Origin of the sequence: Micromonospora sp. NPDC048930 (genome assembly GCF_043197935.1) — a bacterium.
GTDB lineage: Bacteria > Actinomycetota > Actinomycetes > Mycobacteriales > Micromonosporaceae > Micromonospora.
On record NZ_JBICUB010000008.1, the window covers coordinates 136,813 to 152,275 of the forward strand.

Sequence of the window (15,463 nt, forward strand, 5' to 3'; positions counted from 1 at the left end):
GTCGATGTGCCGCTTCGGCCATCATCGATCCTGGGGCCGACCAGGCACAAGACCCTCACCAGGCGACGCCGATGCCGTCCCCGGGGTACCAGTGGCGGGCGGGGGTCTCCCGGTAGGCGAGGAACCGCCGTCCGGTCCGTTCGGCGTGTTCGGCGAGGACGTTGGTGGCGGTGACGTTGTCGGTGAGCAGCATCGCGCCGGGGGCGAGCTTCGGCTCGATCTCCTCGAACTCGCGCTGCTCGTGGACCCGGCTGTGGTCGCTGTCGTGCAGGAAGAGGTCGACCGGGCGGTCCAGCGCGCCGATCGAGGCGACGGAGTCGCCGATGACCAGGTCGACCATGTCGGCCCAGGGGGTGGCGCGAGCGAGGTAGCCGGCCTCGGGGTTGATGTCGAGGGAGGTGAGCCGGCCGGGGTGCCCCTCGGTGGTGTTGCGCAGCAGGGCGGCGGCCAGGACGACGCTGCCGAGCCCCTTGTCCACGCCGGTCTCGACGACGTGGGCGGGTTTGCGGGCGCGGACGATGGCATACCAGCCGACCCGGCGGGCGTACCGGACCTGCCGGTCGGCGAGGCCGCGGCGGGCGGCGGCGGCGGTGGCGGCCTCGACGTGTCCGCGCAGCTCGGTGTCGCCCTCCAGCTCGGCGAACCAGTCGCGCACCTGGCGGACCGGCACGTCGCAGGACACGCTGACGAACCAGGCGAGGTGCTGCCGGCTCAGCTTGGTCAGGTCGTACGTGTAGTTGTGATGTTCGCGGGAGGTGAACAACCAGCGGGCGGAGGTGCGCAGCACCTTGGCGTCGTGCCGGGCGACCCGGGCGAGCCGCTTGGGGAAGGCGGCGACCGGCGCGAGCGGGGTGCGGGCGATGGCCCGCCGGAGCGTCGTTGCGTCCACCTGTGCCGTTGTACCAGGTCTGGGCGACCTCGGCCTCAGCTGGACGAGGATGTACTGGCGTAGTTGGCCGGGACGGGGGCGGGCTGCTTCCGCTCGCGGCGGAGTCTGTGGACAAGAATCGCGCCGAGCGTAACGGCGAGCAGCCCGTCGCAAATCAAGCTCACAACGACGGCGCCATGCCAGCCGTAGGTGGGAATCAGGGCGAAACACAGGCCGACGTTCAGAATCGCAACGGCCACTTGGACAACGGTACGGGCACCCTGCGCCCCGGCGCATGTCAGCGTATCGCCGATGACGTAGTGGCATCCCTTGATGATCAGCAGGAAGGAGAGGGCCCGGAGCGCTGGGACCGACTCCGCGAATGACGCCCCGAGGATCGCCGGTAGGAGGTCAGCGCCGCTGAACATGACCACCGTGCCGAGTACGCAATAGGCGACAGCGGGCCGGATGAGCCTGGCCCGGGCCACCTCGGTGACGGCAGTGACGCTGCCGGTGGCCCCGGCGCGCCACATCGCGGGGGATGCGGCGCCGAGCAGGGACCGCACCGGCGCGTACGACATGTCGACAACTCGATACGCAGCGGAGTAGATGCCCGTGGCCTGAAGGGTGGAAAGGCGCCCCAGCATTGCTTTGTCCACGTCGTTGTAAACCGTGGTCGACGACATGCCGATGGAGAAGAGGACGCCGGTCCACCACTCCTGGCGGTACAAGGCAAGATTTGGTGGCGACCAGCCGACGTCATTGAAAACGAGGACCACCAGTGCGACGCACACGAACCCGGTGGAGACGTAATACGAAATGGCCCATGAGGTGAGTGTCACTGCCCACGGTCCCAGAATGAGCACGGTGAGGCCGAGGAGCCGAGCAGCCTGAAGAATGACTGGAACCAGCGCGGACCTGTTCATCCGCTCCTGTGCGTGGAAAACCGCCCCCGCGGCCTCGGTCACCCGCGCCAGAACGAGATCCGCAAAGCCGACGGCCCCGATGGCCACCAAGGATGTGGCTGCCGGAGCCACCCATTGGCCGGCCGCTGTCAACAAAACCGCCAGCGTTGTCCCGGAGATGAGCACCAGAGTCACGCAGTTGGTCCATTGGACGGGAGCGGACCCGGGTTTCTGCGACACGTTTCGCACCAGCAGCAGAATCGTGCCGAGGCTGGAGAACGGAAGAAGCATGGATACCAGGGCTAGTACGGCTGCGCTGGCGCCGTAGTCGGCGGCACCGAGGGTGCGGGCAAGCAGGACGAAGTAGAGACCCTGCAGCGCGACGCGTCCGACCTGCCCAGCCAGGAGCACGGCCGTGTGGCGGCGCATCCGGCTGCGCACCTCCCCCGTCATGGAGAGGAGTGTGCCACGGTGGATCAGCGGGGCCACGATGGGGCCGCGGGGGCGGGGGCATGACCGTCCCAGCCTCGCTGACCTCGGGAACCAGCCGCCTCCTCCCGGCGACCGCACCCGTCCACCAAATCCTATTCGCCACGTTCGTACAAAAATCCGGCATGCCGAGCCGCTGGCACGGATCGCCGCTCGACAAGGTCCCGCACCGCCTTAAGGCGCGACGTCCCGTCTGCCGAAGCGGCTCCTGCATGGACTATGTTGGGCGCCATGAAACTTGCGGTCTGTACGGTGCCGGGCTCGCCAGAAGATGTGCATGTCTGGTCGGGAACGCCAGCCCATTTCATTCAGGCGTTACGGCGCCGCGACCACGACCCGGTTATCGTCGGCCCGCTGTCCTCACCCGTCTACCGCGCCGGAAAGCTCCTGTCGGGTGCGACAGACCGATTGGGCAACAAGATCAATTGGGAAGCCGAGCCGGCGGTGCTGGCGCATTTCACCCGCGCGATGCGTCGGCAACTGCGCGGCAGAAATGTGGATCTCGTCCTGCTCATGGGATGGTATCCATGGGGCCTGGAGCCCTCCGATCCTCCGTGTGTTTACTGGGGCGACGCCACAGTAGGGCAACGCATCGATCTGGCGCCGCACTGGTCGAATCTGTCCGACCGGACCCGCCGCCTGGCAGCGGACACCGAAGCACGCGCATTGAGCAGGCTGGCCGGCATCTTCATGCCGTCCAACTGGGCGCGTGAGGATGCCATTCAGCGCTATTCCCTCGACCCGGATCGGGTGTTCCGGGTGCCCTTCGGCGCCAACATAGATGACCCTCAGCTGCCTCCTCGCGAGCGCCCGGGCAGCCCGCTGCGGCTCCTTACAATGGGGGTGAAGTGGCACCGTAAGGGTTTCGACAGGGCTGTTCTGATGATGGATGAGCTGATCCGTACTGGATTCCCGGCTCACCTGGATGTTGTCGGCGCAACGCCGCCGGACGGCTCCTGGGATCGCCCGTACGTCACCTATCACGGCTTTCTCTCGAAGCAGGACAGCCAGCAAGCTGAACAACTGAGGGCCATGTACCGCCAGGCCGACGTCTTTCTGCTACCGACTCGCAACGACCCCTTCCCGATGGTGCTCGGTGAGGCCGCCGCGTACGGACTGCCGATCGTGGCGGCCGACGTCGGAGGTGTTCCGGACCGGGTTGCCGAAGGTGGGATCCTGCTCCCGGCGGACGCGCCGCCGTCCGCATATGCGCAAGCGGTCCGGCAGGTAGCGATGCCCGAGCGCTATGGCCAGTTCAGTCAAGGCTCCCGGCGCGACTACCTCACCCGTTCGAGTTGGGATGCAAGCGCGGGACTTGTGCTTGACCTCGCCGAAACGATCCTGCGGGAACAGAGCGTCGCGGCTACCTGATCCGCCTTCGGCCCCGGCCTGGAGGTCCCGCTGGCCGGAGGATCGACGGGCGGTGGTGGAACTGATTGTCACAGCGATCGCCGCAAGGTTTCCTGCCTGGCGGCGATCGGTGATCGGGTCGAGGCGGGGCGGGCGATGGCGCGCCGGACCTCGGTCCGGTCCATCGGGTGTCCGATCAGCCCAGCGCGCCACCCGTCGGGATGAAAGTTCTCGTTCATAACGGGCGCCCTCCGGCCGGACGGGGGTACGCGGCCCGGAGCCAGACTCAGTAGCATCGCGCCATGTCATATCGCCAGCCGTACGCGGAGCCCGAGACCCAGACTCTCGACATCGAGGGAGCACCGGAGTCGACCGACAGTCCCCGCCGGCGGCGTCCACGGTGGAAGCGGGTCACTCTGATCACCCTCCTGGTGTTGGCACTGCTGGCCGGCGGTGGCATGGTCGCGGGTGGGCTGTACCTGCGCTCCGTGGAGTCGGACATCGAGCGGGTCGACGCCTTCGCCGACGTGCCGGCGGCGGAACGTCCGCAAGTGGTCGCCAAGGACGCGATGAACATGCTGATCCTCGGCAGCGACTCCCGCGATCCAGAGGGCACGTCGGGCTCGCGTACCGACACCATCATCGTGGCCCACTTGCCGAAGGGCCGGTCGAGCGCGCAGCTCATATCGATCCCGCGGGACACCTGGGTGCCGATCCCGCGGTCCAAGGACGGCAAGCATGGCGGTCGTGACGCGAAGATCAACGCAGCGTACGCCTGGGGCGGGGTGCCGCTGATGGTGCAGACCGTGGAGAAGTTCACCGGTGTCCGGATCGATCATGTTCTGATCATCGACTTCGCCGGCTTCAAGGAAATCATCGATGCGCTGGGCGGCATCGACATCAACGTCGAAAAGAACTTCACCTCGATCCATCCGCCCTTCCGCGCCTTCCACCAGGGCATGCAGCGGATGGACGGCGAGGCGGCGCTGGACTACTCCCGGCAGCGTAAGCAGTTCGCGGACGGGGACTTCGCCCGCATCCGACACCAGCAGCAGGTCATCAAGGCGATTCTGGACAAGGCGGTGTCCGGCGGCATTGTCACGAACCCGGGACGGCTGAACTCCTTCGTCAAGGCTGCGTCGAACTCGGTCTCGGTGGACGAGGGGATGTCGCTGGTGGGGACGGCGACGGACCTGCGCAACCTGCGCAGCAAGAACCTGACCTTCATGACCAGCCCCACCAAGGGCACCGGTCGGGTCGGAAGCGAGAGCGTGGTGTTCGCGGATGCCGACAAGGTTCAGTCGTTCTACGACGCGGTGCGCCGCGACGCGGTCACGGAAATCTTGACTGCCGGAAAGTAGGAGGCCGGAACCGCCCTGGCGGCTCTGGTGAACCTGTGGCACGCATCGTATCTTGCGTTCGCCTCGCCGCACTCCGTGCGGCGAGGGCTTTCACGGGGAGAGGACAACCATGCCAGGGTATTCGGCCACGGGCGGTCAATCGCTGATCGAGCCACAGGGCGACCGGGCGCTGCACCGCAGGTCGACGGCGACCGACGCGGCCGACGAGGAGGGGGATCCGGCAGTCGGCCGGCGCACGTCCGCGTCCTTGATCGACGCGCCCACCGTGCCGAACAGCCCGGCGCTCGACGCGGCACCCCGTTCGGGGCCGGACATCACTGCCGTGCTGCCGTACGCCGGCTCCCGCGCCTCCTCGCGTACCCGCTGGCTGCGCGGTTGGATGATGACCGCTCCGGTCGACATCGCCGCGCTGCTGGCCCCCCTACTGGTGACCCAGCACTTCTGGCGCGGCACCCTGGCCATGGCGGCCCTGACCGTGACCATCTTCGCCGCCGGCGGGCTCTATGTGGCGCGCCGACACATCAGCATTCTCGACGAGTTGCCGAGTATCTGCGGGCGGCTGCTGGCGGCTGCGGCGGTGGTCGCCATCATCGCGGCCCTGCGTCACGAATCCGAGGAGTACGTCTTCAGCTACCTCCGCGGGGTGGCCGTCTCCGCGGGGCTGGTGATCGTCGGACGGTTCGTCACCCGCGAGTTCGCCATCATCGCCCGCAGGCGCCGGTGGGTGGAGCACAACGCCATCATCATCGGCAGCGGACCCACCGCCATGGAGCTGGCCCGGCTGCTGCGCCGCTACCCTCAGTACGGCCTGCGGTTCGTCGGTTGCGTCGACATGTCGTCCCAGTCGGGGCAGCTGGGCCTCCCCCTGATCGGGAAGCTCGACCAGCTCGGCCAGCTGGTGCGGCTTCTGGAGTGTGACGTCCTCCTGGTCGCCGACCCGGACTGCTCGGAGTCGTTTCTGATGGAGATCCTGCGCCAGCCGACCGTCGGGAACTGCGATCTGTGGGCTGTGCCGCAGCTCTGGGGCTCGCGCTCGCATGGCGACCACATCGGTGCGGTCCCTATTGTCAAGATCGGCCACACCACCCTGTCCGGCCCCCGGTGGGCGCTCAAGCGGCTGTCCGACATCGTGTTCGCCGCAATGGCGTTGCTCCTGCTGAGCCCGGTACTGCTGCTGTGCGCCATTGCGACGTTCATCGACGGCGGTCGCGGAATCTTCTTCTACCAGGAGCGCATCGGGCGGAACGGCAAGCCGTTCCACATCATCAAGTTCCGCTCGATGCGTCCGGTCGACGAGAACGAGTCGCAGACCAACTGGTCGATCGCGCACGACCGGCGGGTGGGCCCGATCGGCCGTTTCATGCGGCGCACCTCCCTCGACGAGCTCCCGCAGTTGTGGAACATCCTGCGGGGCGACATGAGCGTCGTCGGTCCGCGGCCGGAGCGTCCCTACTTCGTCGAGAAGTTCTCGGCCGAGTACCCCACCTACGCGATGCGCCACCGGGTCCCGGTGGGCCTCACCGGCTTGGCGCAGGTCAGTGGCCTGCGAGGAGACACGCCCATCTCGGACCGGGCGCGCTTCGACAACTACTACATCGAGAACTGGTCGCTCTGGCTCGACGCCAAAGTGCTGCTCCGCACCGTGACGGAGGTCTTCCGCGGCGGTGGTCGCTGAGCTGCCGGGCGTGCGTACCGCCGAGGCGCCGGGCCGACCCACGGGTTCGCCCTGCCTCCGGTTCGGGCCCGGACCACCTGTCGTCTGAAAGCATGTGCGCGCCGGTCCCTTCCGTCTCCGGTCGCACTTCGAACGCATGGAGAATCGAATGCCGGACGTATCGGTCGTGATCCCCACCACGGGCCGACCCAGCCTCGCGGAAGCGGTTCTGTCCGCGCGCGCCCAGCACGGAGTCTCCGTGCACGTCGTGGTGGTATGCGACCTGGCCGACGTCCCCCCGACCGTGCGGGAGCTACGGGAACACATCGACGAGGTCGTCTGCACCGGTGGCGGCCGCCGGGGCTCCTACGCGCGCAACCTCGGGGTCGCACACGCCGCTCCCGGCAGCCACGTCGCGTTCCTCGACGACGACGACGCCTGGCTGCCGGCGAAACTGTCGGCCCAGGTTCCCGTGCTGGAGCGACTGGCCGGGGAGGGTTTCCGCCCCGTCGTGTCGTCCCGGATCCTGCAGCGGAAGGCCGGCGCTGATCCTCTCCCGTCCGCTGCCCCCGCCGTCCTGATCACCGACGGCACCCTGCCGGAGGACTACCTGTTCCGCCGGCGGCATCTCGGCGTCGGCCGCCAGTCGCTGCCCACCTCGACGCTGCTGACCACGCACGAGCTCGCCACCGCCTGCCGGTGGGACGAGACCCTGCCCCGCCACCAGGACTGGGACTGGTTGATCCGGGCCGCGCGCCTGCCCGGGGCAAGGATCGTCCAGATCGAGGAGGCGACCGCGGTCTACACCGTGGGCAGCCCCGGGTCCATCTCCGCCGGGGCCGACTGGCGGACGTCGTGGGAGTGGGCCCGACGGTGGGAGGGGGTGTGGGCCCCCGAGACCTTCTCCGACTTCATCGCCGCGCAAACCCTCCGGTACGCGTTGCAGGCCCGGGACCGGGAGGGCGTACGGGAGATGGTGCGCGCCATCCGCCGCAACTCCCCGCCGTCGGCACGCAACGCGGTGCTGGCGGCGCTCGGGCTGGTCCCGCGCGCCACCCTCGAGAGGGTGGCGATGCGGCGGTCGCGGGTGGGCACCAGCGCCGGTGGTTCCAGCTGATGCGCCTGCATTTCGTCCTGCCGCAGCTGGAACCCTTCTACGGCATGGAGCGCGCCGCCGTACTCCTCCTGCGGGCGCTGGCAGCGCACGGTGCGGAGGTGTCCGCGACGGTCCTCTCGAGGGCGGTACCGCCCGGCCTCGACGACCTTCCGATCGACCGGCTCGATCTCGGGTCTCGGATCACGCGCCTGGTGGAGGCGGTGCCGCCGCTGCGCCGACGGCTGCGCAACCTGCCGGCAGACGTCGAGATCGTCGCCAGCGGCTTGTGGGCCGCGGTGCCGGTCGGTGCCGCCCTGGCCGGTTCCGGCCGGACCTTCGTCGCCTGGGAGCACTCACTGCTTCGAGAGCGGCTCGGGTACGACCGGCGGGTCCGGGTGCTGGCGCGGACGGGTGGGGCCGCCCCGCTCCGCCCCCGGCTGGTGGTGGCGGTCTCCGAGGGCGTCGCCCGAACGGTGCGGTGGCTACGGCCGGGGCAGCAGGTCGTCACCATCGCCAATCCGGTTCCCACGGGCGATTTCGTCCCACCCCGGCCGGTCGCCGACTCGGGCCGAGTCCGGTTGGTGACCACCGGAGCTCTCCGGCCGTTGAAGAACCACTCCTGCGCGCTGGCCGCCCTGGCCGAGCTGCCCGCCAACCATCACCTGACGCTCGCCGGCGACGGCGAGGAGCGCACGCTCCTGGAGGAGCAGGCACGCCGACTCGGGCTGGCGGGCCGGGTGACGTTCCTGGGCCGGATCCCCGGCGTGGCCCCGCTGCTCGCGGAGGCCGACCTGCTCGTGCACCCCTCCCGCGCCGAGACGTTCGGGTTCAGTCTGGTGGAGGCGGCGGAGGCCGGACTGCCGGTCGCCGCGCTGCCGGTGCCCACCCTCGACGAACTCGTCCCCGAACTCGTGCCCGGCGTCCTCGCGGCGGAGTGCACTCCGGCGGCACTCGCCGACGCGATCCTACGCATGACCCGGCACGAGCGACCCACCTACGGCGACTTCGAGAAGGCCTGGCGGGCCCGGCGCAGCGCGTTCCACCCCGCGGAGGTGAGCCGCCGGTGGGTGGAGGCGTTGCAGCGGTGACCGTCCGGCTATCCTCCACGTGCGGCTGGCCGGGGCGTGCCGTTTCCAGGCTGTCTGCGACGCGGTGCTCCGGGCTTCCTTCGGGCGGTCCCCGCCACCCGGTCCCCGCACGTGGCCCGGCACATCGGACGGAGAGGGTCTGAGGTGACAACACTCTTCGGTGTCCTGCTGAGCGCCGGTGGACTCGGGGTGGCCGTCTGGCTGTTCCGCACACGACGGGTCGTCGCCGCCTCCTTCGGCGGCAGTGGGACAGCCGTCGCGCTCATCGGATTCGCGGTGCTCGCGAACGCGGCGCCGGTGCTCGCCGGCGAGCAGTCGTCGGCCGTCATCGGCGTGCTGGTGCTGGGCCTGCTCGCCTGGCTGGTGGTCACCCGCCGCTGGCAGTTGCGCGGGGCGTCCGACATCTGGCAGCGGGTCTCCCTGGGGATGGCCGCAGCGCTGCTCGTGTGGTGCTTCAGCGTCGACGCCTTCTCCGGCTCCGGCCTGTACGGCTCGCGCTTGCCGGCGTACGTCGCGGCCGGGCTGCTGCTGCTCGTGGTCTGGCTGATGTCGGCCGGCGCCGCACTGGGCACCCGGGCCACCGCCTACGTCGGTTTGGCCGTCCTCGTGCTGCTGACGATCCCCACCGCCGCGTACGCACACGCGTGGCGCCCTTGCACCACCGGCAAGCTGGAGAAGTGCTCGCTGGCGGGAGGGTTGTTCCAGAGCTTCTACAGCTCCGAGAACTACGTCGCCATGATCGCGTCGTTCACCCTGGTCGCCGCGGTCTGCGCGATGCGTCGGAGGGAACTGCTGGCGGCGGCGTCGTTCTGTCTCCTGATCATCGTCGCGACCGGCGCCCGGACCAGTTACCTGGCCCTCGCCGCCGTGGGCGTCTGGGTCCTCGGCGCGCTCGTCCTCGAGCGGCGGCGGGCATTCCCGCAGATCCCCTTCACCCTCTGTGTAGCCATGGTCGTCGGTGCCCTGACCGCCGCCGCCTACCTGACGTGGAGCGCAACAAGGACGACACTGAGCAACCGCGGCAACATCTGGGTGACGGCCCGGGAGTACATCGCCGGCCAGGAGCTCGTCGGCGCCGGTGTCTCGAAGTGGTACCACCTGCGGGACATCGGTGAGGCGCCGCAGCACTTCTTCCACTCCGTCTACGTCCTGGTCATCTTCTCCGGTGGCCTGGTGGCGCTGGCGCTGTTCGGTCTCTGGCTGGCCACGCTGCTGCACCGGGCAGTCGACGACGGGCGAGCCTTCACCGCGAAGGCACCGGTCGTGCTCTTCGTCATCTATTCGTTCACCGAGGTCGTCTGGAATCCGTTGTCGGTGGACGGATTGACCTGGATCGCCGTACTGCTGATGTTGACCAGGTCGTCCTCCGCGTCCCCCACCACGGTGCCGGCACGCGGGCCGTCGGACGTGACCGACCGACCGGAGCCGCTGGCCGAAACCCCGCGGCTGACCGGCCCACACGACGGCCAGGTCGTCGCCTATTCCCACGGCTGAGCCGAACCGACCCGGCGGCAACCGTCGCCGGTACTTCGGAGCTCTCCCGGCGGACCGGCCGGCGGCAGAAGGAGGACAAACGATCGTGGCTGCCACCGTCGTGCCACCGGGTGAGCGAGTCGCACCCTGGCTGGGCGGGGCACCTGTCGCGGGCTATCGCCCGGACGTCCAGGGGCTCCGCGCCTTCGCGGTCGTGGTGGTGATCCTCGAACACGTCTTCCACCGGCCGGCCGGCGGGTTCATCGGCGTTGATGTGTTCTTCGTCATCTCGGGCTTCCTGATTACGGGCCTGCTGCTCAAGGAACACGACCGGGCGGGGCGCATCTCCATCGCGGACTTCTACCGGCGGCGGATCCGCCGGATCGTGCCCATGGCCGTGCTGGTCCTGGCGTGCACGTACCTGGCGTCGTCGCTGCTGTTCCTCGGCGAGCGGGTCCAGTCGACGGCCTGGGACACCCTGTGGGCGGCGCTCTTCGCGGCCAACTGGCGGTTCGCCTTCGTCGGCACCGACTACTGGCAGACCGACGGGCCTGTCTCGCCGCTACGGCACTACTGGTCGTTGTCGGTGGAAGAGCAGTTCTACGTCGTCTGGCCGGTGCTGCTCCTGCTGGTGCTCGGCCTCGCCGCACGGCGGGGGCGGCAGGGCAGCCGGTCCCGGTGGACGGTGGGCGCGGTCCTGGGCACCGTCGTCCTCGGCTCGATCGCGTTCGCGATCCGGGAGGTCTCGGATCAGCCGACCGTCGCCTACTTCTCAACCTTCTCCCGTGCCTGGGAACTGGGGGTCGGCGCGCTACTGGCCGTGGCGGCGCCGTTGCTGGCCCGCATCCCGGCACCTGCACGTCCCGCATACCAATGGCTGGGACTGACCGGCCTGGTCGTCTCGGTCCTCACCATCACCGCGCAGACCCCCTTCCCGGTTCCGGGCGCCTTCCTGTCGGTGATCTCGGCGGCACTGGTCATCGCCGGAGGTGTGGGCGGCCAGCGGCTGATGGTCCCCCTGACCAACCGAGCCGTACGGTACGTCGGCGACATCTCCTACTCGCTCTACCTGTGGCACTTCCCTCTGCTGGTCCTGATCGGCGCTGCGCTGCCCGGGGGCGGGTACGCCGTTCCGCTGCTCGTTCTCGCCGCCACGGCCGTGCTCTCGGTCCTCTCGTACCACCTGGTGGAGGACCCGATCCGCAGGTCGTCGTGGTTGGAGAGACGCGCCGCGGGCCGGCCGGACCGACGAACAGGCGGTGCGCCGGTCCGGTGGGTCGCCGCTCTGGTGGCGTTGGCCGCGACGGTTGCCACGGTCGCCACGGTCACCGTCCGCTCGCCGTCGTCGCCCGGTGCGGCGGAAGCGGAGACGGTCACATCCGAGAACGAGTTGACGGGGCAGATCCGTGCGGCGCTCGACGCCACCGACTGGCCGCTGTTGGCCCCCTCCGTAGGGGAACTGGGCGAATTGGGCTTCACCCAAGGGGACGCGCGGGGATGCAAGCCGGCGGTCCCGAACGGCAACGACTGTGCCGTCACGAGGCCTCGCCCCGGCAAGCTGGCTGTTGTGGTCGGAGACTCCATCGCGGCCGCCTGGCTGCCCTCGGTGCGGGCCGTCCTGGAGCCGATGGGGTGGGTGGTCCAGGACCTGACCTACGCCGGCTGCCCCTTCCTCGCGTCGGACACCGTCTCCCCCGTCGACCGCATCACCCGAGCCTGTCCGGGCCACAAGGAGGCCGTACGGGCATTCATCAAGGCGCTCGAACCCGAACTGGTGATCGTGAGCAACGCCTACCGTCAACGGTTCACCGTCACCGGCGGGAATGCCTCGCTGCCGGAATGGGAGCGCGCCGCTCGTACCGCCGAAGATGAGTGGCTGGCGGCAGCAGGGAAGGTCGTGGAACTGCAGCCGCCACCCGTCGGCGTGGACCCGAAGACGTGCATCACCCGGATCTCGGCACCCAGAGACTGCATCTCGACGCCCTCGGCAGAACACCAGTTGTACGCGAAGGCTGAGCAACGCATCTGGAGCGGGAAGGGCTCATGGCACATCCCCACGACGGACTGGTTCTGCGTCGCCGGACGGTGCCCGATATTCGTGGGCGGGGTCATCGTCCGACGCGACGCGAACCACATCACCGTGGAGTACGCCCGCAAGCTGGCGCCGCTGCTCCGCAGCGCCCTGGCACCGATTCTCGACAGCGCGACGGACTGAGCTGGGCGTCGGTTAGGACAGGCTGGTCCTGCGCCGCCTGATGAGCAGCACGATCAGCAGGACAATCGCGACCGCCAGCACCGCACCGGCGGCAACGACCAGCGCCAGCGCCCAGCCGGGCAGGGATGCTCCGGCTGTTCCCCCACTGAACACCGCCGCATCGAGGTACGCCTGCGCCAGCACGTTCGTCGGCGAGGCCTTCACCACCTCGTTCAGACGCGAGACGGCCGTCGACTGGTCGCCGGCGAAATACGCGCCCAGACCACTCCGGTACAGCTTGTCGCTCTCACCGAGGCTGTTCTCAGTTCCGCCGGCGCTGAGCAGCCCGGTCATCGTTGACACCGGCACCACGAGGCTGTTGCCCTTGTCGGGGTGCTCGGGGTCGTTGTCGAGCATCCCGACGACCCGACCCTGCAGGTCGATGGCGATGCCCCCGCGTGCGTAGGGTCCGACGTCCTCACTGATGCGGTAGACCGACAACTGATTGTCCACCCCGGTCACGCTTACCGGCTTGGACAGCACCGTGTAGGCGGCGGAGCGGTAATTGGTGTCGGTGGTGCCGTACCCGAGGGCCAGCAGCGGGGTGTCCGGAGCGATCGTGGCGGAGGCGTTCAGCTCGGCGGCCGGAAGGTTCGCCTGGTCGAGCTTGACGAGCGTGAGGTTGCCCTCGGCGAGGGTGAGGGCCCGGACGATGGTGCCGGGGATCGCCGGGCTGTCGGTGAGGTAGCCCTTGGCCGCGTTCAACTGCCCGTACAGCTTGGTCTCGGGTTCAGTGCCGGGCTCGGGGCCAGTGACGACGGCGGTCGCCGTTCGGGCCCGGGTATAGGCGCTGACCTCCCCGGCCTTCAGCGTGCCCTTGCCGACCAGCTCGTTCGCCACGGCGATGAGCGCCGTGGCGACCAGGGTGTCCGGGGTGGGTTGCACGCAATGGGTGTTGGTGAGGACATGGCCGTCGTGATTGACCACGACGCCGGTGCACCGGCGACTCAGGGTGACCGGCTCGGGATGCAGCAGCGCGTTGTCCTTCTTGTTGCGGACGTAGCCGGTGATGATGGCCTCCATGAAGACCATCGAGGGCCCCGCGGTGGCGAGAGCGCGTTCCTCCGGGCTACGCGGCGCGGCCTGCGCCCAGGGCTTGAGCCCGGGGGTGGGCGAGGTCCCAGCGGGGAGGGCCGTGGCCGCGACCGTCGGCGCCGGCCCAGGGTCGTCCGGTCCCCCGGCCGAGATGGCCCAGAAACCCGCTCCACCAGCGAGGACGGCCACCAGGAGCAGCGCGGCGAGGGCGACCCAGAGACCGGTACGCGGCGCCGGCGGCTCGGAGGGCTTGATCCGGCGAACCGGTGAGGCGAACGGATCCTGGGGCGGTACGTCGATCGCGGGAAGCTGGGCGGTCGGCGTCTGGTCGGCGCCGACGGCGGGCGGCGCCGAGGCCACCCCGGGCGCCGCGGGCGACACCTGTCGTGGCGGCGACGACACCTGCTGCACCTGCTGCGGCACCACCTGGGCGTGCATCGCCCACGGCAGCGGCACCCCGGAGGTGGGGCTGGGCGTGCCGGAGATCGGCACCGCGGAGACCGGCTGGGGCGGTTCGGCCACCGTCCCGGTCTCCGGGACCAGGACCTCCGCAGCGGACTCCGCGGGCTGAAGCTCCATGCCGAGTGCCTGGAACAGGCGCTGTGCGCCCATCCCCTCCTCGGCGGGGTACGCCACCCACGGGGTCGAGGCCGCGAAGTCGGCGATGATGTAGCGCAGCCCGCCCGCGGTCAGCGCCAGGGCGTTGGCTGCGTTCGCGAAGGCCTCCCGCCACGGCTGATCCGCTGCCGCAGCGCCCTCGAGCACCGCCACCGTGACCAGCCGGTCCTGTCCGTCGATGGCCCACCACGCCGTGCCCACCTGGCAGACGCCGAGCGCCTCGGTGAACCTGTACGGACCAACCGGCTGCATGCCCCACTCCTCTGCTCACCCGCCGTGCGGATAGTACAGAGAGGGTGCCACGGTGTTCTTCCTCCGGTCGCCGGACAAAGCGCTCCGACAGGCCCGACCTTGGAGAGCCCAGGCCCGCGACGGCGGTTGCGTTGTGAAAGATTCCATGCATAGAGTCCACCCATGAATGAAAGCGGTGCGGCACCCCCCGACCGCCTGCTCGACCTCTTCCACGGCGTCCGGCTCACCCCCACCCAGCGCCGGATCGCGCACTGCCTGGTGCAGCACGCGGGCGCGGCGGCGTACCTGTCGGCGGCCGAGGTCGCCGAGCTGGCCGGGGTCAGCCAGCCCTCGGTCACCCGGTTCGCGATGGCGCTCGGGCACGACGGCTACCCGGCGCTGCGCCGCCGGCTGCGGGAGCTGGGCGCCGGCGGGGGCACCCCGCCCGCCGACGGGGACAACCCGCTCCAGCGGGCGGTCCGTGCGGAGCTGGGCAACCTCGACCGGCTGGCCGGCGAGCTCGCCGACGCCGGGCGGATCGCCGAGGTGGGGAAGCTGCTCGCGGCCAGCCGGCCGCTGCCGGTGCTCGGGCTGCGCGCCGCCGCGCCGCTGGCCGCGTACTTCGCGTACTTCGCCGCCAAGGTGCACCCGGACGTGCGGGTGCTCGACGACGGGGGCAGCCTCCTCGCCGACCGGCTCGAACAGGCCGCCGCGGCCGGGGCGACCGCGCTGCTCGCCTTCGTGCTGCCCCGCTACCCCCGGGAGACCCTGGACGCCTTGCGCGAGGCCCGGGACCTCGGGCTGACCGTCGTGGCGATCACCGACTCCCCGGTGAGCCCGGCCACGGACCACGCCGAGGTGGTGCTGCCCGCCGCAGTCGGCACCGACCTGGTCTTCGACCTGCACACCGCTCCGATGACCCTGGCCATGGTGGTGCTCCAGGCGATCTGTGACGCCACCCCGGCCGAGACCCAGGCCCGGCTGGAGGCGTTCGAGTCGTCCGCCGCCCGCCGCCAGTTGTTCCTCGGCTGAGAGGAGTAC

General features: G+C 69.9%; 11 protein-coding genes. 8 read left to right on the forward strand and 3 right to left on the reverse strand.

Annotated elements, in window-relative coordinates; all coding sequences use genetic code 11:
• Positions 1 to 55: 55 nt before the first annotated feature.
• Together ACGFI9_RS22135 and ACGFI9_RS22140 are read right to left on the reverse strand one after the other, a co-directional pair.
• Entirely contained in the window at positions 56 to 889 is an 834-nt protein-coding gene (locus ACGFI9_RS22135) for an O-methyltransferase (RefSeq protein WP_393180455.1), read from the reverse strand.
• A 35-nt stretch (positions 890 to 924) separates the two neighbouring features.
• A complete protein-coding gene (locus ACGFI9_RS22140) occupies positions 925 to 2,226 on the reverse strand; it encodes a lipopolysaccharide biosynthesis protein (RefSeq protein WP_393180456.1) in 1,302 nt (433 codons plus the stop codon).
• A gap of 267 nt (positions 2,227 to 2,493) precedes the next feature.
• Here ACGFI9_RS22140 and ACGFI9_RS22145 point away from each other — a divergent pair, with 267 nt between their 5' ends.
• The 7 genes from ACGFI9_RS22145 to ACGFI9_RS22175 all read left to right on the forward strand — a co-directional run bounded on the left by ACGFI9_RS22145 (position 2,494) and on the right by ACGFI9_RS22175 (position 12,499).
• A complete protein-coding gene (locus ACGFI9_RS22145) occupies positions 2,494 to 3,633 on the forward strand; it encodes a glycosyltransferase family 4 protein (protein WP_393180457.1) in 1,140 nt (379 codons plus the stop codon).
• Positions 3,634 to 3,914: 281 nt separating this feature from the next.
• Entirely contained in the window at positions 3,915 to 4,973 is a 1,059-nt protein-coding gene (locus tag ACGFI9_RS22150) for an LCP family protein (RefSeq protein ID WP_393180459.1), read from the forward strand.
• Between the two features lie 109 nt (positions 4,974 to 5,082).
• Positions 5,083 to 6,648, forward strand: coding sequence for a sugar transferase (locus ACGFI9_RS22155; RefSeq protein WP_393180461.1), 1,566 nt, complete (start codon positions 5,083 to 5,085; stop codon positions 6,646 to 6,648).
• Positions 6,649 to 6,796: 148 nt separating this feature from the next.
• Positions 6,797 to 7,744 (forward strand): glycosyltransferase, encoded by a 948-nt coding sequence (locus ACGFI9_RS22160; RefSeq protein ID WP_393180462.1) that lies wholly within the window; start codon positions 6,797 to 6,799, stop codon positions 7,742 to 7,744.
• On the forward strand, positions 7,744 to 8,811 hold the full coding sequence (locus ACGFI9_RS22165; RefSeq protein WP_393180464.1) for a glycosyltransferase: 1,068 nt from the start codon (positions 7,744 to 7,746) through the stop codon (positions 8,809 to 8,811). Before ACGFI9_RS22160 ends, ACGFI9_RS22165 begins: the two co-directional genes overlap by 1 nt.
• A 144-nt stretch (positions 8,812 to 8,955) precedes the next feature.
• Entirely contained in the window at positions 8,956 to 10,305 is a 1,350-nt protein-coding gene (locus ACGFI9_RS22170) for an O-antigen ligase family protein (protein WP_393180466.1), read from the forward strand.
• Between the two features lie 85 nt (positions 10,306 to 10,390).
• Positions 10,391 to 12,499 (forward strand): acyltransferase family protein, encoded by a 2,109-nt coding sequence (locus ACGFI9_RS22175; protein WP_393180468.1) that lies wholly within the window; start codon positions 10,391 to 10,393, stop codon positions 12,497 to 12,499.
• 12 nt (positions 12,500 to 12,511) lie between these two features.
• On the opposite strand, the gene ACGFI9_RS22180 is transcribed toward ACGFI9_RS22175, so the two are convergent.
• The gene (locus ACGFI9_RS22180) at positions 12,512 to 14,443 is read right to left on the reverse strand and encodes a trypsin-like peptidase domain-containing protein (protein WP_393180470.1); all 1,932 of its coding nucleotides are present in this window, start codon (positions 14,441 to 14,443) and stop codon (positions 12,512 to 12,514) included.
• A gap of 162 nt (positions 14,444 to 14,605) precedes the next feature.
• Between ACGFI9_RS22180 and ACGFI9_RS22185 the strand changes: the two genes are divergently transcribed.
• Positions 14,606 to 15,454, forward strand: a complete 849-nt coding sequence (locus ACGFI9_RS22185; protein WP_393180472.1) for a MurR/RpiR family transcriptional regulator — start codon at positions 14,606 to 14,608, stop codon at positions 15,452 to 15,454.
• Positions 15,455 to 15,463 lie beyond the last annotated feature (9 nt).